The 22,757-nt window shown below is 60.5% G+C and carries 15 protein-coding genes and 1 tRNA gene; 9 read left to right on the top strand and 7 right to left on the bottom strand.

Annotated elements, in window-relative coordinates:
* Nucleotides 1-444: 444 nt before the first annotated feature.
* Complete coding sequence (locus tag ABD112_RS12465; protein WP_343926317.1) at nt 445-1,974, bottom strand: DEAD/DEAH box helicase; 1,530 nt, start codon at nt 1,972-1,974, stop codon at nt 445-447.
* Nucleotides 1,975-2,149: 175 nt separating this feature from the next.
* Here ABD112_RS12465 and ABD112_RS12460 point away from each other — a divergent pair, with 175 nt between their 5' ends.
* Nucleotides 2,150-2,866 carry a ferritin-like fold-containing protein gene (locus ABD112_RS12460; protein WP_343926316.1) on the top strand — a complete coding sequence of 239 codons (717 nt, stop codon included), beginning with the start codon at nt 2,150-2,152 and terminating at the stop codon, nt 2,864-2,866.
* Nucleotides 2,867-2,883: 17 nt separating this feature from the next.
* Here ABD112_RS12460 and ABD112_RS12455 read toward each other — a convergent pair whose 3' ends face one another.
* Nucleotides 2,884-3,213 (bottom strand): hypothetical protein, encoded by a 330-nt coding sequence (locus ABD112_RS12455; RefSeq protein WP_343926315.1) that lies wholly within the window; start codon nt 3,211-3,213, stop codon nt 2,884-2,886.
* Nucleotides 3,176-3,400: a DUF3107 domain-containing protein gene (locus tag ABD112_RS12450; RefSeq protein ID WP_343926314.1), complete on the bottom strand. Its 225-nt coding sequence runs from the start codon at nt 3,398-3,400 to the stop codon at nt 3,176-3,178. The genes ABD112_RS12455 and ABD112_RS12450 overlap by 38 nt, the downstream gene beginning before the upstream one ends.
* A 73-nt stretch (nt 3,401-3,473) precedes the next feature.
* Between ABD112_RS12450 and ABD112_RS12445 the strand changes: the two genes are divergently transcribed.
* Nucleotides 3,474-6,575, top strand: a complete 3,102-nt coding sequence (locus ABD112_RS12445; RefSeq protein WP_343926313.1) for an ATP-dependent helicase — start codon at nt 3,474-3,476, stop codon at nt 6,573-6,575.
* Complete coding sequence (locus tag ABD112_RS12440) at nt 6,572-9,823, top strand: ATP-dependent helicase (protein WP_343926311.1); 3,252 nt, start codon at nt 6,572-6,574, stop codon at nt 9,821-9,823. The genes ABD112_RS12445 and ABD112_RS12440 overlap by 4 nt, the downstream gene beginning before the upstream one ends.
* On the opposite strand, the gene ABD112_RS12435 is transcribed toward ABD112_RS12440, so the two are convergent.
* Nucleotides 9,824-10,672: a LysR family transcriptional regulator gene (locus ABD112_RS12435; RefSeq protein WP_343926310.1), complete on the bottom strand. Its 849-nt coding sequence runs from the start codon at nt 10,670-10,672 to the stop codon at nt 9,824-9,826. It lies immediately after the preceding gene.
* Nucleotides 10,673-10,759: 87 nt separating this feature from the next.
* On the opposite strand from ABD112_RS12435, the gene ABD112_RS12430 reads away from it, so the two are divergent.
* Nucleotides 10,760-12,217, top strand: a complete 1,458-nt coding sequence (locus ABD112_RS12430; RefSeq protein WP_343926308.1) for an MFS transporter — start codon at nt 10,760-10,762, stop codon at nt 12,215-12,217.
* On the opposite strand, the gene ABD112_RS12425 is transcribed toward ABD112_RS12430, so the two are convergent.
* The gene (locus ABD112_RS12425; protein ID WP_343926307.1) at nt 12,214-13,215 is read right to left on the bottom strand and encodes a phosphotransferase; all 1,002 of its coding nucleotides are present in this window, start codon (nt 13,213-13,215) and stop codon (nt 12,214-12,216) included. The genes ABD112_RS12430 and ABD112_RS12425 overlap by 4 nt on opposite strands.
* Nucleotides 13,216-13,282: 67 nt before the next feature.
* On the opposite strand from ABD112_RS12425, the gene nudC reads away from it, so the two are divergent.
* On the top strand, nt 13,283-14,209 hold the full coding sequence (nudC, locus tag ABD112_RS12420) for an NAD(+) diphosphatase (protein WP_343926306.1): 927 nt from the start codon (nt 13,283-13,285) through the stop codon (nt 14,207-14,209).
* Nucleotides 14,206-15,897: an ATP-dependent helicase gene (locus tag ABD112_RS12415; RefSeq protein ID WP_343926304.1), complete on the top strand. Its 1,692-nt coding sequence runs from the start codon at nt 14,206-14,208 to the stop codon at nt 15,895-15,897. Before nudC ends, ABD112_RS12415 begins: the two co-directional genes overlap by 4 nt.
* On the opposite strand, the gene ABD112_RS12410 is transcribed toward ABD112_RS12415, so the two are convergent.
* Complete coding sequence (locus tag ABD112_RS12410; protein ID WP_343926302.1) at nt 15,818-16,708, bottom strand: TOMM precursor leader peptide-binding protein; 891 nt, start codon at nt 16,706-16,708, stop codon at nt 15,818-15,820. The two genes, ABD112_RS12415 and ABD112_RS12410, sit on opposite strands and share 80 nt — an antisense overlap.
* 135 nt (nt 16,709-16,843) lie before the next feature.
* Complete coding sequence (locus tag ABD112_RS12405; protein WP_343926300.1) at nt 16,844-18,187, bottom strand: zinc-dependent metalloprotease; 1,344 nt, start codon at nt 18,185-18,187, stop codon at nt 16,844-16,846.
* A gap of 107 nt (nt 18,188-18,294) precedes the next feature.
* On the opposite strand from ABD112_RS12405, the gene ABD112_RS12400 reads away from it, so the two are divergent.
* The 3 genes from ABD112_RS12400 to ABD112_RS12390 all read left to right on the top strand — a co-directional run bounded on the left by ABD112_RS12400 (nt 18,295) and on the right by ABD112_RS12390 (nt 22,560).
* A complete protein-coding gene (locus tag ABD112_RS12400; RefSeq protein WP_343926298.1) occupies nt 18,295-19,407 on the top strand; it encodes a YlbL family protein in 1,113 nt (370 codons plus the stop codon).
* Nucleotides 19,408-19,518: 111 nt separating this feature from the next.
* On the top strand, nt 19,519-22,395 hold the full coding sequence (locus ABD112_RS12395) for a UPF0182 family membrane protein (protein WP_343926296.1): 2,877 nt from the start codon (nt 19,519-19,521) through the stop codon (nt 22,393-22,395).
* 91 nt (nt 22,396-22,486) lie between these two features.
* Nucleotides 22,487-22,560 (top strand) — tRNA-Met (locus tag ABD112_RS12390).
* Nucleotides 22,561-22,757: the final 197 nt, after the last annotated feature.

Genomic DNA, 22,757 nt, shown 5'->3' with positions numbered 1-22,757 from the left:
GTCATGAAGACCTTCGGTCGAGGATGTGAGGGTGGTACCCACATCCTGCCGGAGGTCTTCGCTAACTCAAACGATCACAACGTCCCGGGGAACTACAGCTAGCGCCGGGTGCGTACACGAGGGGTGGTCGCTCCACTTCTCTCCAGCAAGGTAGGAGGCGAACTCCATGAAGCATCCGCCCTTGCGAGGGGCTCGGTGACACCCCGCTGAGAGGACAGGCATGAAGTCTGGCGAATAGTTCTTCTGTTGCACCGGCATTGTTCTCCTCCTTGCCTACCGTGCGCTGAGGAACGTTTCTCCCAGTGTGCGCCTGTTCTGCGGATAAAACCAGAGTCGCCCGCGCACCATGCGGAGAGAGGCTGAGGCTCCGTGTCATTCCCGCCGCACTAACGAAGAAAGCCCCACACGAGGTGGGGCTTTCTTGAAACGGCTGTCTCGCGGGTGTTAGGCGCTCGGGGGCGCAGCCGGTGCGCCTTCGTTGCCACCGCGGCGGCGACGAGTGCGCTTGCGACGCGCAGGTGCTCCACCATCGTGGGTTCCGCCACCTTCAGGACGAACATTGTCGCCGGATGAGCGTGCGCTGGTAACGGAGCCAGTATCGCTACTGGAATCTGAATCGGACCCGGTTGCATGCGAACGGTTACGCGGTGGTCGTGACGAGCCATCGCCGGAGCGCTGCGAGTCGCGACCTCGGCCGTTGCCTGAGCCTGAACGACCGCCTGAGCCTGAACGACCGCCAGCGCTTGAACCCGATCCGCCCGACGTCGCCGTGCGAACAGCAGGAGCGTGCGAGCCAGGAAGGCGACCCTTGGTGTCCTCTGGAATGTCGAGGTCAGTGAAGAGGTGCGGGCTCGACGAGTATGTTTCGGTCGGCTCGGGGATGCCCATCTCGAGGGCCTTGTTGATGTGCGTCCACTTGAGCATGTCTGCCCAGTCAACAAACGTCACAGCAACACCGGTCTTGCCTGCGCGACCGGTACGGCCGGCGCGGTGCAGGTAGGTGTCATGGTCGTCGGGGATGGTGTGATTGATCACGTGCGTGACGTCATTGACGTCAATACCGCGAGCCGCAACATCCGTCGCAATGAGAATGTCCTTCTTGCCAGCCTTGAACGCAGCCATGGCGCGCTCACGCTGTTCTTGGTTGAGGTCACCGTGCACTGCCGCAGCGTTGAAGCCGCGATCGTTGAGCTCTTCAACTAGCTTGGCTGCCGCACGTTTGGTGCGCGTGAACACAACAGTCTTGCCGCGACCGTCAGCCTGCAGGATGCGCGCAATGACCTCATCTTTATCGAGGTTGTGTGCACGGTAAACGATGTGCTTGATGTTTTTTTGCGTCAAACCCTCGTCGGGGTCGGTGGCGCGGATGTGGATCGGCTTGTTCATGAAGCGACGTGCCAGAGCCACGATTGGGCCGGGCATCGTTGCCGAGAACAGCATGGTGTGGCGTGTGGGAGGAGTCTGCGCGAACAGCTTCTCGATGTCGGAGAGGAAGCCGAGGTCGAGCATCTTGTCTGCCTCATCCAAGACCATCACCGTGATGTCTTTCAGCGACAGCATGCGCTGGCTAGCAAGGTCGAGCAAACGACCGGGCGTACCAACGATGACCTGGGCGCCGGCCTTGATCTGTTCGACCTGACCTTCGTACGCTTTTCCACCATAGATCGCTGCGACCTTGGTTGAGCGATTGGATGCTGCGAGCACGAGGTCTTCGGCTACCTGAACACACAACTCGCGAGTCGGCACAACAATAAGGGCCTTCACTCCGGGCGCGGGGTCGGTGCCAAGCGACTGCAACACGGGGAGGCCGAAGCCGAGCGTCTTGCCGGTACCGGTCTTTGCTTGGCCGATGATGTCTTGACCAGCAAGACCCATGGGAATGGTTTGAGTTTGAATCGGGAACGGTTCGAGGATGCCCTTGGTTGCAAGTGCATCGACCATGTCCTGATCGATATTGAGTTCTGAGAAAGTCACGTATGAAGCCCGTCTAGGTGCGATGCGCCCTCTTTGACCTGGGGCGCCGGACCCCCTCCAGATTCGGGGGGATGCCCGAAGTTTAGCGGGTTGCGCTGGGGTGAAGCAGTGAATTGAGGCGGCGAGGCGAGTTGTTGAGGGCACGAACGCCACTAACACGCCCTAAGCTGGCTGCGTGGTTAAGTGGTTTTCGCACAAGCCAGGTCGCATCGAATTGCCTCGCCTTCGGTCACGATCTGATATTTTGGCGACTGAAAAAGTAGCCCTCGCGGAGTTCGCGCCCGACATCCTTGATTTTCTGGGGCGTGCCGCCTACGTGCAGCTCATGATTTTTGAGAACCTGTCTCGGGTCATCGCCAACGCCCCAACGACCGCAGCAAAAACTGCGATTGGTAAAGCTGCTGAGTTGTCGCTGGGCAAGCATCGTGCTCTCGTCGCAGAAATTACTCAGGCAGGCGGTTCGCCAGCGGAAGTAATGGACCCCTTTACTGAAGCATTCGATGAGTTCGAGCGTATTGCTCGCGGCTCCGACTGGTACGAGGCAATGATTACTGCCTACCTCAGCGCAGGATTTTTCGACGACTTCTATGTGAGGCTCGCCAAAGGACTTCCCACCGAATCGCACACGCGCTTGGCAACAATCCTGTCCGGGGAATCTGGTGAGAGTGTGCTTGCCGAATACTTGCAGGCAGCGATCGACGCCAACCCGAGACTCGATTCACGGCTCGCTATGTGGGGCCGTCGTCTCATGGGGGACATGATGCTCGTGGCTCGCTCAGCTCTCGTCTTCCCCGATCACACTCGATCAACCGAGGCGCAGGTCGAACCGGTATTCACGGAACTCATCGCTGCGCACACCCGTCGCATGGATGCGCTCGGCCTTACGGCCTAGCTTCGTGCGCGGGCGAGCTAGTGGTGTGCGAGCTCCTTGAATGCGCGAGCATCCGCAGCTTCGCGGTGACGCGGGAGCACTAGCGCGGTAGTGAGAGCTGCACCGCCGCCAGCAAGCAGGCTGATGAACCAGATCCAGGTTCCGTCGAATGCGAAGCCGACCCAGACGAGCGCGACCCACACTGTTGCGGTTACAGCAGCACCGACGGCTGGCAGTAGCGCGCTGCCATACATGCCGCGCGACGGCAGCGCGTAACGCAAGATTGCGGCGATCGACGCACCGATGACCGTGACGAAGAGCAGTTCCACGCTAGGCCACGAATCCAACGCGGCGGGATTCTTCTTCACCGAGTTCGACGTAGGCGACAGCCACGGTCGGAACGATGTAAAGCTTGCCCTTTGCGTCGCGCAGGCTCACGTATTTGGCATCCGAGTCCAATGCCTCGGCAATGATCGACTCAACCTCGCTCGACGACTGTGCCGACTCAAAGTTGATCTCACGGGGGCTGTTGTTGATACCGATGCTTATGTCCACACGCTCAGATTACGACACAACCAGAGTCGGCGAATGTCCGTTCTCTGTCAGCGCATCCAGATAACGTTGATTCATGGTCACATTGCCCCCTGGGCGCGCGGATATCGCGGCTGCCGAACCGCACACGCTCGACGCTTCACAGCGCGCTGTTGTCGCGCTCAACGATGGCGTTAGCGCGATTGTGGTCGGGGCGCCAGGCTCAGGCAAGACCGAAACACTCGTTGAAGTAGTTGCCGAGCGCGTGCACGCTCGTGGCTGGTCTCCTGAACAAATCGTCGTTCTGTCGGCCACCCGCCAGAGCGCCACCGCACTGCGGGATCGACTTGCGGCACGCATTGATGCTCCAACCTTGGGGCCGATGGCGCGCACTGCCAACTCTCTTGCCTTTGAGGTGATTCGCGAGGCCGCTGCTGTGTCAGGTGATGGTGCGCCAACACTGCTCACTGGTGCCGAGCAAGACCAAATCATCGCGGAGCTGTTGGCCGGGGAGATTGCCGATAACAGTGGCGCACCCTGGCCGGCCCACCTCGATCAGGAGGTTCGGCGGCTGCGTGGGTTCCGTACCGAGTTGCGAGATCTGATGATGCGCTGTGTCGAGTTTGGGGTCACGCCCCAAGACCTTGCGCGGCTGGGCGAACGCACCGACCGGCCGGAGTGGGTGGCGGCATCCGCCTTCATCTCTGTGTACGACGCCGTGAAGGCCAGCTATCGCGACCGGCACTTCGATGCCAGCGAGTTGCTTGCGGAGGCTGCGGCACTCATCACCGAGGGGCATTACGCCGCGGTCGATCGGCTGCGATTGGTGATTGTGGATGACGCCCACGAGCTCACTGAGGCCACCATTTCTCTGCTGCGCGCGCTAGCCAGTCGTGGCATCACGATCGTCGGTTTCGGTGATCCCGATCTCAGTACGGGGTCATTCCGTGGCGCGCAGCCTGCTGTGCTTGCAGCATGGTCCACGCGGCTAGAACTCGACAACTGCCAAACACGCTTCCTGTCTTCGGTGCACCGGCACAGCGCGGTACTGCGCGCGACCATCACTGAGCTGACCCAGCGCATCGGGGTTTCGGGGCTCCTAGAGCAGCGCAAGTCGGCGGCGGTCGCGACGGCACCGTCGCGCATCCATAGCTATCAGTTGGCAACGCCGGCAGAAGAAGTGGCTTTTATTGCTCGCAACTTGCGTGAGAAGCACGTGCTTGAGTCGGTGCCGTGGTCGCGCATGGCCGTGATTGTGCGCACCGGGTCATTGATTCCGTCGCTCGCACGCCAATTGCGCACGCTTGAAGTCGTCACGAGTGTGTCGAGTGCTCGCAGTGCGGTGCGCGACGAGTTCAGCGTGAATGGTCTGATCGTGTTGCTCGAGATCGCTTTGGGGCGTCGAGCCTTGGATGCCGCATCAGCGGTAGAACTGCTGTGCAGTTCTGTCGGCGGTTTCGATGCGGTCTCGTTGCGCCGGCTGAAGGCTGCGTTGCGGCACGAAGCTCTCGGCGCCGAAATCTATGACCCAGCTGATGAGTTGATCGCGCAAGCGCTCGCCGCACCGGCAGGGTTCACGACTATCGAAACCAGGGTGGCGCGGCAGGCTGCTGCGTTGGCGACCAACCTGCGAGAGACCGCCGCGGCGGGTGCCGCGGGCGACACCATCGAAGAGTTGTTGTGGGGCGCGTGGCAGCGCAGTGGGCTCGCCGATCGATGGTTCGCTCAAGCCCTCGGCTCTGGTGTCGTTGCAGAAGAAGCCAACCGTCACCTTGACGCTGTCGTTGCCCTATTTTCTGCCGCTAAGCGTTTCGTGGAGCGTCGACCGGATGCCCCAGCCAACGTTTTTCTCAATGACTGGCTCTCGGCCGATGTCTCAGAAGACACACTCGCCGCGCGCTCGATCGTTGACTCGGTGACGGTCGGAACGCCAGCATCTGTCATCGGCCAAGAGTTTGATGTGGTCGTCATTGCCGGAATGCAAGAGAACGTGTGGCCCAACCTGCGGGTGCGGGGCTCGCTGCTGGGCGCGCACGACCTGCCGCGCGTGCTGGCGGGAGAGAAACTCGCGGTTGCCGACCGCCGACGTGAAGTTTTGCACGATGAACTTCGGATGTTTGCCCAAGCCGTTTCGCGCGCAACACGTGAAGTGATCGTCACCGCGGTTGAGGGCGATGACAGCATGCCGTCGCCGTTCATGACCCTGATTCCGAAACCGGATGAGCCGATGCGTGCTCGCCCCCCGCTCAGTCTGCGCGGGCTCGTCGGGGTGCTGCGACGCGAACTCACGACGTCTTCCAATCCGGGCCCAGCCGCAGCCTCTCTTGCGCGGCTTGCGCAGGAGGGCGTGCCCGGTGCCGACCCCAGCGCTTGGTACGGGCTTCGCGGCCCGAGCACGACCGCGCCGCTCGTCGATCTGAGCGATCCCGAAGCAGAAGTGAGGGTGTCGCCGTCGCGCATGGAATCGTTCGAGACCTGCCCGCTGCACTGGGCGATCGACCAGCTGGGTGGCTCAACCTCAAACGTCGCATCAAACTTGGGTTCGCTCATCCACGGAGTCGCTGAAACAGCAACCGATTTCAGCGCAGAAGCACTCTTCCGGGCGGTCGAGGATCGTTGGGGCGAGATGAGTTTCGAAGCGAGCTGGCAATCAGAAGCCGAGAAACTGCGGGCACGTAAACTGACCCAACATTTGGCGACCTACCTGCGCGACTTTGAGTCCAACGGGGGAGAGCTCATCAGCAACGAGATGGGCTTTGTACTGCCTCTCCAGCAGGCGCGCCTCAGCGGAAAGATTGACCGCGTCGAAATGTATGGCGGAACCACGGCCGTGATTGTTGACCTCAAGACCGGCAAGAATGAGCCATCCACCGATAGTGCGGTGGCCGATCATCCACAGCTCGCGGCCTACCAGTTGGCATTCGCATCTGGCGCGATCGATGGGGTACCTGAGGGGCTCGTCAACGGTGGCGCCAAACTTGTGGTGCTGTCACCGAGTGCCAAAACCCGCGACTATGTTGACCCGAAACAGGCACCGATGACCGATGAGCAGCTTGAACTATTCCGCCAGCGAGTGATCGACGATGCCACAGGCATGGCGTCCAACGTGTTCGTAGCCCGCATGAGCAGCCACTGCACCGACCCGTGGAGTTTCGGCAACTGCCGCATTCACGTTGTGCCGGCGGTGAGTGCACGATGATCTCCTCCGTCGACCTCGCCGAGCTCATGGGCATTCACTCGCCAACCAAGCAGCAGCAGGTCGTGATTGAGGCACCGCTGACTCCCGCGCTTGTTGTTGCCGGTGCCGGCAGTGGAAAAACCGACACAATGGCCAGCCGAGTGGTGTGGCTCGTCGCTAATAACCTCGCCACTCCCGATCAAATTTTGGGCCTCACCTTCACCCGCAAGGCAGCCGGTTCGCTCAGCAAGCGCGTGAGTGCGCGCATTGCGATCCTGCGCGACGTGCAAGATCGGCATCCCGAACGATTCGCGGCCACCCCAGAAACCGCCTCGATCGAGTTCGATCAGCCCACAATTTCGACTTACAACTCCTTCGCCAGCGCGCTGTTCACCGAGAACGCACTCCTGATCGGCCGGGAGCCGGAGTCGACACTGCTCAATGACCCGTCCTCGTGGCAGCTGGCACGCAAGCTCGTTGTGGCCAGCAGCGATGAACGCCTGATCGGGCTCGAGAAGTCGATCAACGCGCTCACCGAGGCAGTGCTCAGTCTCAGCCATGCCCTCAGCGACAACGTGGCGAATGCCGACGACGTTGCGGCCTACGCGCAGCGCTTCACCGAACTTTCTGAGCTGCCGTACGCAGACACGGCGCGCAAAAAGACGCCATACGTTTCTGTCGTCGAAGCAGTGAATGAGGTGGGATCGCTTGCACCGCTGCTCGCCCTTGCGGCACAATACGCGCAGCAGAAACGACAGCAAGGCCTGCTCGAGTTCAGCGACCAAGTTGCTCTTGCCCTAGAAGTCAGCGAACGCTCCGCCGATGTGGTTGAGCACTACCAAGACCGCTACCGCGTGGTGCTGCTCGACGAATACCAAGACACCAGCGTCGTGCAAACGCGGCTGCTCGCGCGGCTCTTCAGCAACCATTCGGTGATGGCGGTTGGCGACCCGCACCAATCAATTTATGGATGGCGTGGAGCAAGCGCCGCAAACCTCGCCCGCTTCAGCCGCGACTTCACCGACAACGCCGATGCGCAGTACTTCGCGCTCTCCACGAGTTGGCGTAATGCCACGAGCGTCCTCGACGCAGCAAACGTCATCGTCGAACCGCTCAGTGCTCGTTCACCCGTACGCGTCGAATCATTGGATGCTCGGCCGTCAGCCCCCGAGGGCACCATCGATGCCTACTACTTCGAGCACATCGACGAAGAAGCCAGGGGAGTAGCCAAATGGTTTGCGCGGGCACTCGCTCCGCAAGTCTGGAACCACTACGACCCCGACCCTGAGGCCATCGCGCCCTCGCCGCCAACCGCAGCAATCCTGTTCCGGCGCCGTAGCGACATGGATCGTTTTGCCGCAGCGCTCGGCACCGAAGAGGTCCCGTACCATGTGCTCGGAATCGGTGGACTGCTCTCCACACCAGAAATCGTCGACCTCGTGAGCGCCCTCACCGTCATCCACGATCCCACCGCCGGATCAGAACTCATTCGCTTACTGTCGGGCGCACGCTGGTCGATCGGGCCGCGCGATTTGCAAGAACTTGCCGGGCTGTCGCGGTGGCTGCTCAGCCGTTCTGTCACGCAACAAGAGCTGAGCGCCGAAGTAAAGCAACGAATGCGGGAGTCCGTTGCGGTCGATGATTCGGCCTCCATTGTGGATGCCCTCGACTTCGTTGGCGAAGCGCCAGCCACCCACTCGCAACTTCACGGGTTCAGCGAAGAAGGCGTTTCGCGGCTTAAGGCCGCAGCCAAACAGCTGGCTTTCTTTCGGTCGCGTGCAGGGCTCGAGCTAGGCGACCTTGTGCGACTTCTTGAGCAAGAACTTCTTCTCGATGTTGAGGTTGTCGCCAGCCGCCCGCAAGCGCAAGGAATGGCGAACCTCTACGCGTTCCACGATGAGCTTGCCGGTTTTCTTGCCAGTGACGATCAGGCCAATCTTGGCAGCTTCCTGTCGTGGCTGAGACGGGCGGCCCAGCAAGACATGATGGGCCCGCGTAGCGACGACGCCGAAGCGGGCACTGTGCAACTGCTCACCATCCACGCGTCAAAGGGCTTGGAGTGGGATCTGGTTGCCCTTCCGCGACTGGTTGCCGGAGAAATACCGGCGACATCGCGGGAAGGCAAAGGCTGGGTTGGCTTCGGCAAACTCCCCTTCGCTTTCCGCGGTGATGCCGCTGAGCTTCCCGAACTGGGCTGGGAGAACGCGAACTACCAGTCAGACTTTGATGCTTCGCTCAAAGAATTCAAGGCCGCTCTCGCCGACCGTCATCAGGCCGAAGAACGTCGACTCGGCTATGTTGCGATCACTCGCGCGCGCGATAATCTGTTGCTCAGCGGGTCGTTCTGGTCGAGTCGCAGCAAACCTCAAGCGCCCAGCATTTTCCTACAGGAGCTCGAAGAGCGCGGACTCATCGCCGAGCTGCCGACCGATCCGCTGAACGACGAAAACCCGACGCTGAATGACGTGGTTGATCCGCTCTGGCCATTCGACCCCCTCGGCAATCGCCGCACGAACGTTGAAACCGCAGCTCAGCTGGTGCGAGCGGCCGATCCCGGAGGCGATGGCCTGTGGTCGCACGAGATCGACCTGCTGGTGGCTGAACGCAATCGGGCCGCAAGCGAGGCGCAACGCACGCCGCTGCCGCAACGCATTCCCGCATCCCGCTTCAAGGATTACATTGCCGACCCCGAAGCTGTTGCGCTCTCGCTGCGACGTCCCATGCCCGAGAAGCCCTACCGCGCCACGCGACTGGGAACCCAGTTTCACGAATGGGTTGAGGCACGCTTTGGCGCTTCGGCATCCGCAGAAACGCTTGATGCTTTGCCGCTCGAAATCGACGGTGCCGACGCGGACGGTGATGCGGATGCCGAAAAGCTTGCAGAGTTGCAGGCCACTTTCGAACGCTCAGCGTGGGCAACGCGCAAGCCGGTCGACGTCGAAATCGAGATCCACGTTCCGTTTGATGACCGCGTTGTGATCTGCAAGATCGATGCCGTGTACGCCGACGGAGACCGTTACGAGATTGTCGACTGGAAGACGGGCCGCGCCCCGCGCGATGCTGTTGACCTCGAAGCCAAACAATTACAGCTCGCGCTCTACCGTCTGGCGTATGCGCAGTGGAAGGGCATCGCGCCCGAGAACATCGATGCGGCGTTCTATTTCGTCTCCGACGACACAGTGGTTCGTCCGGAGCACATCTACAGCGAGAGCGAATTGCGCGAAGCGTGGGCGCGATCGGTTGGTGCAGCCCCGAGCTTCGGCGGCTAGTTAGAGCAGTGCCGGGCGACTCAAGATTGCAGTGCTGAGCGCATCGATGGGTTCCCGGGCTGCCAGCGGGTTGTCGAGCAATACGAAGTCGACATCGCCAAGCTCGGGCAGTTCGAACGTGGCCGGGAGCTGCGCGAGATCAGTAGGGATGAGCGACTGAGGGAACACCGCTATGCCAATTCCCGCGCGCACGGCCGCTAGAGCACCGTTCACTTCCTTGACGTTGCACGTTATCCGCCAAGTGCGACCGCTCGCTTCCAAGGCGCGCATCGCGTACGCGCGCCCCAGACTCGGCGCCTGGTAGACGATCAACGGAACCGGTGCACCCGACTCGAGGGTTGTGCTCTTGTGGCCCATCCACACCATCCGGTCACGGCGTACGAGCCGCCCACCCTCAATTCCGGTGCCTTGCTTGACGAAGATCAGATCGAGTTGTCCGGCCTGCAACCGACGGACGAGCGCGCCACTCTGACTGACGGTCAGCTCGAGATTGATCTGGGGGTAAAGCTGGCGAAAGTTGCGCAAAATTCCGGGCAATTCATTCAGTGCAAGGTCGTCGGCGGAACCAAAGCGAAGGCGCCCCCGCATTGCCGAACCGGTGAAGTACTTCACCGCCTGATCTTCTTCAGCCAAGATCGCGCGGGCGAAGCCCAGCATGGCTTCACCATTGTCTGTGAGATACACCGCGCGGGTGTCTCGCACCACGAGTGTGCGCCCGGCAGCCGCCTCAAGTTTTCGCACGTGTTGGCTAATCGTCGGTTGGCTCAAGGTCAGCGTGCGTGCGGCCTCAGTGAAGCTGAGCGTGTCAGCTAAGGCCACGAATGACTTGAGCAGTACAGGATCGAACACAACACCCCATTACGAAACGTAATTGAATTTATAGGCCTGATTATGCACTGGAATGAGCACCGAGACAATACGGTTGAGGGTGTGGCTATGACATCTGAGACTTCTCCGGCAACGGTGCCGATCTCGGCTGTCATGCAGCGCCCACTCTGGCGCGACACTTTTAGCTCACTTCGCCTGCACAATTACCGTCTGTATGTGATCGCGCAGTTCATCGCCTACACGGCTGCCTGGGTGCAGCGCATCGCCGTTGACTGGCTCGTTCTTGAGCTCACCGGCAACGTTGCGCTCGTTGGGTTGACGATCGCCATCCAGTTCACTCCGACGATCGTTCTTGGTGCGTATGCGGGAGTTATCGCCGATCGTTTCGACAAGCGTGCGACACTCATGGTCGCCCAGTCGATTATCGGTTCGCTTAGTCTTGCGCTTGCCATCGTGACGATCATGGGGGTTGCGCAGCTCTGGCTCGTCTACCTGTTGGTCTTGCTCATGGGCATCATCCAAGTCTTCGACAACCCGGCGCGTGCTGTCTTCGTCAATGAGCTTGTTGGGCCACGCCACTTGCGCAATGCGATCAGCCTCAACGCCTCGATCTTCCACTCTGGCGCATTCTTGGGCCCTGCGATCAGCGGCGCACTAATCGTTGCTGCAGGTTCCGGATGGGCCATCGGCATCAACGCGGTTGCCGTCGTAATCGGCGTCATCATCCTCGCCTCGATGCGCAAGAACGAACTCCTCATCGCCCCGCGTGCTCCCGAATCCAAGGGGCAGATTCGCGAAGCGATGCGTTACATCCGCAAAAAGCCCACGCTGTTCTGGACCATGGTGATGGTCTTCGTTGTTGCCGTGTTTGGCATGCCGATGCCAACATTGCTCGCCGCGATGGCCAACACCGTGTACGACACCGGCGCTAGTGGCTATGGCCTCTACAACTCTCTCGCGGCGATCGGCGCACTGCTCGGTGCCCTAGCCTCAGCGCGCAGAGCGAGCCTCCGCTTGCGCACGATCATCTTTGGCGCGGTCCTCTACGGCGTCATGATGATGCTCGCCGGTATCGTGCCGATCTACGGGCTGTTCCTCGGCGTACTGATCGGTATCGGGCTCAGCCGTCTCCTGTTGATGACCGCAGCAGAAACGATGGTGCAACTATCATCGAACCTGGTCATTCGCGGTCGAGTAATGGCGTTTTGGGTGATGGTGATTCTTGGCGGGCAAGCGATCGGCGGGCCGCTCATGGGCTCCATCGCCGAACTGTGGGGCGCCAAGATAGCGTTCGTTATCGCTGGCGGAGTTCCGGCCGCCGTCGCGATCGCGCTCGCAATTGTGTTGGCGCGATCTGGTCGACTCACCGTCAAGGTAGCTCCGCGTCGCAAGGGCCGCTGGGTCGCAATTGTGCCGCAACATCAGTCGCGGGCAATCACCGAGCCGATCACCATCGTCGATGCGGAAGCGATTCAGGCACCCACGTCCCGCAACACGTTGCGTCGGTTGCGGTCGTCTCTATCTCGCTCGGCCCGCAAGCGTCGATCGGAGCAAGACGAGCGTTAGACCGCGCGGTAGTTCTTTCGCAGCATTGCTTCAACCTCGTCGACGGCCATTGTTGGCATCGTGTTTGCGCTGATCGGGTTCATCACGTCGTCGCGGATGTCGTCGAGCAGCGTCGTCAGCATTTCAACGGCGTCGTCGACAATTTCGGTACTGCGCACTTCGGTTCCGTGGAGCAACCATTTGGCTACCGAGAGTTCCGCATAGAAGGTTGCACGCTGCTTAAGCTGGCGATCGCCAGCACCGCGAGCATCCGCGTAGGCACCAAAAGCCGAGTCGATGATGGCTTCATTGCGGGGGCCGAGCAGCCACTGCAGGTCTGTTGCCGGGTCGCCGACTTTGATGTCCTGCCAGCCCAGCACGCCAGTGACGGCGTTTTCGGCGCTCAAGAATGAGTCAGAGACGAGCGAGCCGTTAACGACGGTCGGCTGAAATTGCCAGAGCTTGGAGTCTTCGGCGGCTTCGCGCCAACGTTCGAGCAGCGCTGCAGGAACAAGCTTGGTGGCCGCGGCCCGGTCGATGATGGAGACGCAGGCTCGCAGGCTCTCGCCGGCTGTCTGCACGGGGAGTCCGGCATCCGCAACGAAGCTTGTTGGCAGGCTGTGAATCGCGGCAATGGCGGTACCCACCGACGCGGAGAGTGATCCGTCGCCGGTGGTGTACGAACGCATCGGCACTTTGCTGCCGTACACAAATTCGTAGACGATTCCGCGAGTTTGGCCGACCGGAACTTGACCGGCATAGCTGGTGACGGCGAAGGGCAGACGGGTGCGCACGCCGGCGCTGAGCGCGCGCAGTGCGACGAGGTCGGCGGATTGCAGATTCTCTGCTGAAGTGTTGCGGGGCACTCGAATTATCCAGTGCTTACCGTCGCGCCCGGTAACGAGCGCGGAGTCGAAGTCGTTGCCGTTGCCGGTGCCGAACGGTGCGGCTGCGGCAACATCGAGTCCCTCGACAGCAGAGGTCGCCAGCGCGGCTAGAGTGAGATGTGATCTGGCCATAACACTCAGGGTAGGTTGCTCAGACGCGCATTTGCCGCACGCCACGCACTTGGGACGGGGTCGATACATGTCACAGGCTTTTCTTTCGCGACTGCCACTGTCGCGATACGAAATTGATCGTGACCACCTTGCTAGGGAAGATCCTCGTCTTCTTGACCGCTTGTGGCGCGACACCACCACAAGAGTGCTGCCGATTTTTAACGGCTCCGCGCTGCTCGCTGCCGATGGCTCGTTAGCTCTGCTGCGACCTGATGCTATCGAACGCGGCCACACGAGTGTCTATCTCGGGAGGTCAATGTCGACCACGAGCCCTGAGCCTGTCGGTACCCCCATCCTCACCGTTGAGCTGCAAGACGCCGGTCATTTCGCGGAAGCAAACTGGGGAAACCTGCGCTCCATCGCTACGCAGTTAAGCGATCGGGATGCCGGGCTCTTTACTGAAGCCCTTGCGATTTTGAACTGGCATTCTTCGCACCTGTTCTCTCCACGCACCGGAGAGCCCACCGTCGTCGAGAAGGCCGGATGGGTTCGCCGCGACGTTGCCTCGACGCTTGAAGTTTTTCCTCGCACTGACCCCGCGATCATCGTGGGGATTACCGACAACGATGACCGACTGCTGCTGGGATCAAACGCGCTCTGGGAATCGAATCGTTACTCGCTGCTGGCCGGATTTGTTGAACCAGGCGAGTCGCTCGAGTCTGCCGTTCAGCGCGAAATCCTTGAAGAGTCGGGTGTTCCTGTTGTCGATCCCGTTTATTTGGGCAGCCAGCCGTGGCCCTTCCCCGCGTCGCTCATGCTCGGGTTCACCGCATCCGTAGCCCCCGGATTTACCGGGTCAGGCACCCCAGACGGCACCGAAATTCTTGACCTGCGCTGGTTCAGCCGCGACGAACTTGCTGCCTCGCTGAACGACATCCGTCTGCCAGGGCACTCCTCTATTGCGCGCGCCATCATTGAGCACTGGTACGGGCAACCGATTGACGAACAACCGTGACCCTAGATGCAGACGTCCTGCTCGACGCGCTCGATGAGGGCCAACGTCAAGCAGCCGAAGCACTCCTCGGGCCGGTCTGCCTGCTTGCCGGAGCAGGAACAGGAAAGACCCGAGCGATCACGCACCGCATCGCCTACGGCGTAGCTACCGGTGTCTACCCGCCGAGCCGAGTCATGGCGCTCACCTTCACCAACCGCGCTGCGGGCGAGCTGCGCGGCCGACTGCGCACCCTCGGAGCGGAAGGTGTTGCTGCTCGCACCTTCCACGCATCCGCACTCTCGCAACTGAACGCATTTTGGCCGCAAACCATCGGCGGAACAATGCCGAGACTGCTCGAAGGCAAAGCGCGCATGATTGCCCACGCCGCAGACTCGCTGAAACTCAAGCTGGATACCGCCACCCTGCGTGACGTTGCCGCAGAGATCGAGTGGCGCAAAACTTCCCGCCTGTCGATCGCACAGTACGGCGAAGCCCAACGCACTCTGCCTGCGGCGCTCACCGTCGAGCGCATGGTTGATATTCAGACCGCCTACGAGTCGACCAAGGATGCCCGCCGCCAGATCGACTTCGAGGATGTGTTGCTGGCTGCCGCCGGGATGATCGAAGCGGAGCCGCGCATTGCGCAGCAGGTGCGCGAGCAGTATCGCTTCTTTGTTGTCGATGAGTATCAGGACGTTTCGCCCCTGCAACATGAACTGCTGCGACTGTGGGTGGGAGACCGAGACGACCTCTGCGTTGTCGGAGACGTCAGCCAGACCATCTACTCATTTGCCGGAGCCAGCCCCGACTTCTTGTTGCGGTTTGCTTCGCACCACCAGAACGCGATCGTTCTGAGGCTCGAGCGAAACTACCGGTCGACGCCCGAGATTGTGCACACCGCAAACAAGCTGATGGCAAACCAACCAGGAGCCTTGACCCTGCAATCGGCCACCACAGAACACTCCGCACCGCCGGCGGTCACCGGGTATGACAACGATCAGGCCGAAGCTGCGGCAGTTGCTGAGGCGATTGCTGGGCAGATTGCCGCAGGAACATCCCCTGAAGAGATCTCCGTGCTGTACCGCATTAATGCGCAATCACAGCCCATCGAGGCTGCGCTGGCTGCCGCAGGCGTTCCCTTCTTGGTGCGCGGCGCGACTCGGTTCTTTGATCAGCGCGAGGTCAAAGAGGCGATCATGCTGCTGCGCGGGGCATCCATTACGACAGCCACTGAACCACTCTTCAAATCGGTCAGCGACGTACTCAGATCAATTGGATGGTCGCAAGAGCCGCCGCAGAGTGCTGGCGCTGTGCGTGATCGTTGGGAATCGCTCAACGTGATCATGCGGCTTGCCGAAGACGCGCCCGAAGAGATGACCCTGCGGGATTTTGTCGCCGATCTGGTTGACCGTCAGAGCAGCAACAACGAACCTTTGCGTTCGGCAGTGAATCTCGCAACCATGCACTCGGCGAAGGGCTTGGAATGGGACTGCGTGTACATTGTTGGCCTCAACGAAGGGTTGCTGCCCATCAGCTACGCACGCACGCCAGAAGCGATCGACGAAGAACGACGCTTGCTCTACGTCGGCATCACGCGTGCTCGCCGCTCGCTCGGGATGTCCTGGTCGGCTAGTGCACAAACAGGTCGGGGTGGGCGTCGTGCCCCCAGTCGCTTTTTGGACGATGTGCGCGACCGGACGCAACAGTAGCGACGTTGCCCATCTGCTGGCACCCGCACTCCGGATGCCGAAACCGCAGGCTTTCATCGCGGCGCCCCGTGGCATGGTCGATGCGCACCGATGAGGTTGCGTCGGCTGGGGTCTGATCGAAGACGGTGTAGCCGACGCGCCCGAGGCGGTGCAGCGCCATGCGGCTCGCCTCTGCCGCAGCCTCCGCAATCAGCACCGGGGTTTCGGCGTGCGAGGTGCGGCCCATGAGTTGAGTCGCGATCGCAGGCCACGCCGGATCGGCATCGCGTCGGTGCAGCTCAACACAGAGCAGGCACCCGGTGATTCCCGGGGTGACGACTGGGCCGATCTCGGCGGCGGAATCCGAAACCACCACGGGGAGATGCGGAACATCACGACGCAGCCAGTGTGAGTGCACCGACGGCGCGATCACATAGTGGCCGACCACGATCGCCAGATCAGGGTCGGGGTTGGCCAACTCATCCGCATGCTCAGCAACGCTGACGCTCACCCCGCTGGCGGCGAGAACTCGAGCAATTGACTCGGTCAAGGAGCCAGCACCGAGCACCGCAACGTGGGCACTTGGTGATTGCGGCGGTGTGGTAATGAGCACACGGGAGAGGGCATCAAGCAAGTCATCGCATTCTTCGGGGTGCGATCTGGCGAGCATTGCCAGCCCGCTGCGGCTGATGCCAGCAACGAGTGCGGAGAGAATTTTCTCCTGGGCCGCGGTGACGTCGGGCAGCACAACAGCAGGTGGGTCGATGCCGAATTGAGCGCTAGCGGGGGAGCGCCACACCAGTGGTAGTCGGGGGTCTACACGCAGGATCATGTGCCAATTCTGCACAGTGTCCGAGAGATCAGAGCGAAGCTTCCACAGCGCTCAAGGCGACAGTCCTTAGGGCCGCCGTCCTTACAGCCGCAGCGCTGACGACGATCGTGCTGTCGTCGACGTGGGCGTGGGAAGCTAAGAGTTGTCGCCCTCGTGTGGGCGGTCGCCAGATTCGTCGTTGAGGAGGGCGTCGATGGCCTGGTCGATGTCATCGGGTGTACTGCCACCGTCACGGAGGCGAGCCACGAGTGCGGCGGGGTCATCGATGTCAGCAGCCGTTGGCATCAGGTCGGGGTGTGACCAGAGCGCATCGCGCTGTTCTGCGCCCAGTTCATCGCTGACGTGTTGCCACATCGCGGCCGCTTCACGCAGTCGACGCGGTCGAAGTTCAAGACCAACAAGTGTGGCGAATGCAGATTCTGCAGGGCCACCGGATGCGCGGCGGCGACGCACGGTTTCGGCGATGGCACCGCGTGCTGGAAGTCGCGTGGTCGCGGCGGCCGTCACCACATCCACCCAGCCTTCGACAAGTGCGAGCACGGTCTCGAGGCGTTCGAGCGCCTCTCGCTGCTCTTCGCTCTTGGGTGGAATCAGCGAACCGTTGGTCATGGCGTCGCGCAACTCTTCAGGGTTATTGGGGTCGAAGCCGCTCGCGAGTTCGGCAATCGCGTCCGAGTCAATGTGGATGTCGTGGGCGTAGGCGGTGATCGACGTGAGCAACTGAAGACGCAGCCACCGTGCGTGCCGGAAGAGTCTGGCGTGGGCGAGCTCGCGCACCGCCAAATAGAGGTGCACTTCTTCGTCGGGAATGTCGAGCCCGTTGCCAAAGGCGAAGACGCTCTGAGGGATAAGCGCTGCCTGCTGTTCGTCGAGCAGCGGGATGCCGATGTCCCCGCCGGAAACGACCTCGCTGGAGAGCTGACCAACTACCTGGCCGAGTTGCATCGCAAAGAGCGTGCCGCCGATATCGCGCATCACTTTGCTTGCGCCGGTGAGCATTTCGTTCATCTCTTCTGGCGCGTTCTGCTTGAGAACATCGGTGAGAGAGTTGGCGATTGAATTCGCGACGGGCTCGGCGAGCTGAGTCCAGATGGGCATCGTGATGGTGACCCATTCGCTGCGGCTGAGCAGCTTAGGTTCAACGGTGAGTTCAGAGACATCGGTGACCTCATTGAGCCACAAGGATGCCACGTGGAGGGCTTGCTCTAGCTTGGAACGTTCTGCCGGCAGCGAGACGACAGAACTCTGAGACGCAAGGTTCTTTGCCTGCTCGAGTGCGATATCCCAGTTGATGCCCTCACCGCTCTTGCCGAGGGCATTCTGGAGCTGACTGAGCAGTTGTTGGATCATCGCGGGGTCGTTGGGCAACCCTGCGGCGGCAGCAAGTTTCGCTGGATCGATCTCTCCATCGCCGGAGAGGAACTCGCGCATCATGTCGCGGAACTCGTCTTCGGAATTGTTGTCAGCGTCGTCAGCCATGGATTAACGCTACTCGCTCGATGCCGTGCGCGGCTGAGTTTTGACCTAGGCTAGTAATTCTTACCGTGCGCCTGTGGCGAACACCCTTCCACCCTGTAAGGATTTTGGTGGCCCTGTTTACTGATAATCGTCCCGAACCTTCATCGCGTCGAGCCCAAAGCGGCTGGCTGGGGTGGCTGATTCTCAGTGTCGCGCTCGTAGGCACACTGTTGGCAACACTCGTTCCTTCGCCGTACATCATCGAGCAACCCGGTCCGGTATACGACACCTTGGGTGACGTCGAGATCGACGGCGCTCTTGTGCCGCTCATCCAAATTCCGGTGGAGACGACGTATCCCACTAAGGGTGCGCTCGACATGCTGACCGTGAATGTGCGGGGAAACCCTGAGTCGCCGCTCAGCTGGTTCGAGGTCGGCGCTGCCTTCTTCGATCGCAGCCGTGCAATTGTTCCGGTCGAAGCCGTCTATCCCGTCGGCGTAACTGTTGAAGAGTCAAGCGATGCCGGCCGCATCCAGATGGAGACTTCACAGCAGGAAGCAATCGCTGCTGCACTGTCTGATCTGGGCTACGAGTTCGATGCAACGCTCACGGTCGCCGAGACAAGCGCCGATGGGCCATCGGATGGCGTGCTGCAGGCAGGCGACATCATCCGCTCGGTCAATGACGAGACTTTCGCTGACGTGACAGGTCTTCGCGATGAGATTGCGGCCAACGGAACGACTATGCCAGCCACAATCGTTTTCGAACGTGAAGGCGAAGAGCAGACCGTTGAGGTGATCCCTGAGATGACGGAGGGCGACGACGCGATCGCTGTGATCGGTGTCCTCGTCGGAAGCGGGTATAACTTCCCCGTTGACGTCAAGATTCAGTTGGAGAACGTCGGCGGTCCGAGTGCAGGCATGATGTTTGCCCTCGGGATCATCGACAAACTCACGCCAGGTGCGATCAACGGCGGAGAAGAGATCGCCGGAACCGGAACGATCACCGCAAGCGGAGACGTCGGACCGATTGGAGGCATCCAGCAGAAATTGTATGGAGCCCGCAATGCAGGAGCCAGCTACTTCTTTGCTCCCATCGAGAACTGCGATGAGGTAACGGGAAACATTCCCGACGGCCTCACCGTCTATGCAATTGACGACCTCAACGATGCCCTAGTTGCGCTTGCCAGCATTCGTGCTGGACTGAGTGGCACGGGTCTTCCGTCATGTGACGCAAGTTGAGCGCCACTGGTTGAGTGTTGCCCCAATTGACGCTGAGAGCGATCATCCGCCCCGCGCCCATGAAAGACCCTTAAGATACCGCTAGGCCCCCAATTTCAGGAGCGAAGTACTGTGTCGAGCCAAACCCAATCAGCCCCACCAAGCAAGACGAGGACTGCGTTGACGATCACGGCGATAATTCTCGCCGTCATTGTCGCTGCGTTCTTCTTGTTCTCCAACCTCTACGCGGATGTGCTCTGGTTTGACCAGGCTGGCTATCTAGGGGTGCTTACCACCCAATGGATTGCTAATGCAGTCATGTTCCTCATCGGATTTGTCGCGATGGCAGTTCCGGTGGGCATCAGCCTGCTGATCGCATTTCGCGCACGCCCTATTTACGCCAAACTCAATGCGCAGCTAGAGGGCTACCAGCAAGTCGTTGAGCCTCTGCGCAAGTTCGCCATGGTCGGTATCCCCGTACTGCTGGGAATCTTCGGCGGTGTCTCCGCAGCGGGTAGCTGGCCGGTTGCACTCCAGTGGCTCAACCGCAGTTCATTCGGTGAAGTCGACCCGCAGTTTGGGTTCGACATCGGGTTCTATTTCTACGAATTGCCCATGTACCACGGCATTGTTGGCTTTGCCTCGGCCGTACTGCTGGTCTCCTTCGTTGGTGCGCTTGCCACGAGCTACCTCTACGGTGCCCTCAGCGTTCACGGTCGTGAGGTGCGCATTTCGCGTTCCGCCCGCATCCAGCTCGCCATCACGGCGGGCCTCTTTTTTGCTCTTCAGGCTGTCAGTATCTGGCTCGACCAGTACACAACGCTGTATTCGGCCAGCCAGGGATTCTTGCAGACCGGTGCAAGCTACACCGAAGCGAATGCCACCATTCCTGGCCGCGCGATTCTGGCCGGCATTGCGGCAATCGTTGCCATTCTCTTCATCGTCACGGCCATCATCGGCCGCTGGCGTCTGCCCATGATCGGAACCGCTCTCCTGCTTATCAGCGGTCTCGTCGTCGGCAACTTGTACCCGTGGGTCGTTCAGCGCTTCCAGGTTGAACCCAATGCCCGCGTCTACGAGGCTGAGTATATTGACCGCAGCATTGAGGCGACGCGAGATGCCTATGGTGTATCCGACGTTCAAGAGATTCCTTACAGCGCGAAGACGGATGCCGAGGCAGGTGCGCTGCGCGAAGATGCGGCCACTACAGCTAACATTCGTATCCTCGACCCCGCCATTGCCCCACAGGCGTTTGCACAGCTCCAACAGTTCAGGCAGTACTACCAGTTCGACAGTCACTTGGATGTTGACCGCTATGAAATTGACGGCCAGATTCAGGACACTGTGATCGCGGTTCGTGAACTTAACCAATCAGGTCTCGGTGAGTCCCAGTCGTGGTACAACAACACTGTTGTCTACACCCACGGTTATGGCGTTGTGGCGGCCTTTGGTAACCAGCGTTCAGTCGATGGCGAGCCCGTGTTCCTGCAGTCGGGCATTCCGGGCACAGGCGAGCTGGGTGAGTTCGAGCCTCGAATTTACTTTGGTGAGAAGTCATCGGAGTACTCGATCGTGGGCGGCTCTGAAGGGGCTAAGGACATCGAATTCGATTACCCCTCCGGTGCGGGCGGTGAAGAGACCGAGCAGAATGCAACCACAACGTTCTCCGGGGACGGTGGACCCTTGCTCGATAACATCTTCAAGAAGCTGGTCTACGCAATCAAGTTCCAGGCGGAGCAGATCTTCCTCTCGTCAGAGGTTACGAGCGAGTCGCAGATTCTCTACGACCGCGAGCCGCTTGATCGTGTAAAGAAGGTTGCGCCGTACCTCACTCTCGACAGCGATGTTTATCCGGCAATTGTGGATGGTCGCACTGTGTGGATCGTTGACGGGTACACCACAGGTGCGAACTATCCGTACTCGCAGGTCGAGCAGCTATCGAGCGCGATTGCTGACACCTACACGCCTGCGCCGCAGTTTGCGCTCGACGACATCAACTACATCCGCAACTCGGTCAAAGCGACCGTTGATGCGTATGACGGTTCGGTGAAGCTGTATGCGTGGGATGACAAGGATCCGGTTCTCGAAACGTGGAACAAGATCTTCCCGAATACGTTGCTGCCGCAGGACGAGATGAGTGTCGAACTGCTCGATCACGTTCGTTACCCCGCCGATCTTTTCAAGATGCAGCGCCAAATTTTGGGTTCGTACCATGTAACCGACGCTAACTCGTTCTATTCGAGTGATGACCAGTGGGTGAGCCCCGAAGATCCGGTTTCGACTACTGGGTCAACTCAGCCGCCGTATTACTTGACGATGCAGGTTCCGGGAACCGAGGATCCCGCGTTCACGCTGTACTCGGGGTTCATCCCGCAGGGAACTGATGACTCCAGCCGAAGTGTTCTGACCGGTTACTTGACGGCAAACTCAGATTATGGCCCCGACTACGGCAAGCTCACATTGCTGAACTTGCCCACGGGGGAGACTGTTCCTGGACCGGGTCAGGTGCAGAACAGCTTCAATACCGACACCAACGTAGCCAATCAGTTGGCGCTGTTGCAGCGAGGCGATACTGAGGTCAAGCTCGGTAACCTCCTCACGCTGCCCGTCGGTGGAGGCTTGCTGTACGTGCAGCCGGTCTATGTTCAGTCGACCAGTGGAACGCAGTACCCGCTCTTGCGCAAGGTGCTTGTAGCATTCGGTGAGGATATTGCCTTCGAGGACACCCTCAACGGGGCGCTCGATGTGCTGTTCGAGGGCGACTCGGGTGCTGAGGCTGGTGACGGGGATGTTCCGGAGACGGATCCCGAAGCTCCCGTTGATCCCGAGGCTGCGGTTGACCCTGGAACGCCTAGTGACAACGCAGCCCTCAACAGCGCACTTGCGGACTACAAGACGGCATTGGCTGACCGTCAGGCCGCGTACGTTGCAGACGATCTCGTCGCCGCTGCTGAAGCGGATGAACGCATGGTCGCAGCAATTCTGCGGGCAATCGCCGCAACCGAATAATCGTTTCAACTCAGCGGGCCGCAGCACACACTGCGAGCCCGCTGAGTCCGGTTTTCGCGGCTCTCACCCTGTGTTAGTCTTGATTACACGCCGCGGGGTGGAGCAGTTCGGTAGCTCGCTGGGCTCATAACCCAGAGGTCGCAGGTTCAAATCCTGTCCCCGCAACGATGTGATGTCGCAAGACATCGGAATAGTTCGAACCCACGGTTTGTGGGTTCGGACTATTTTTTTGTGCCGGCGGGTTGGTAGTCGCGGTTGAGGCTTATCGGCCAAAACGTGTGGATGGCTTCGGGCGTGTCATGCTCTGCCGGCCCATCCTGATCGGGCCCAGAGTCCTTCTTCGGCTGTTGTGTTGGTGTCGT

The organism is Rhodoglobus aureus, from assembly GCF_039527955.1.
GTDB lineage: Bacteria > Actinomycetota > Actinomycetes > Actinomycetales > Microbacteriaceae > Rhodoglobus > Rhodoglobus aureus.
The sequence above is the reverse complement of the archived record's forward strand: the minus strand, read 5'-3'. Positions and strand labels throughout refer to the sequence as shown.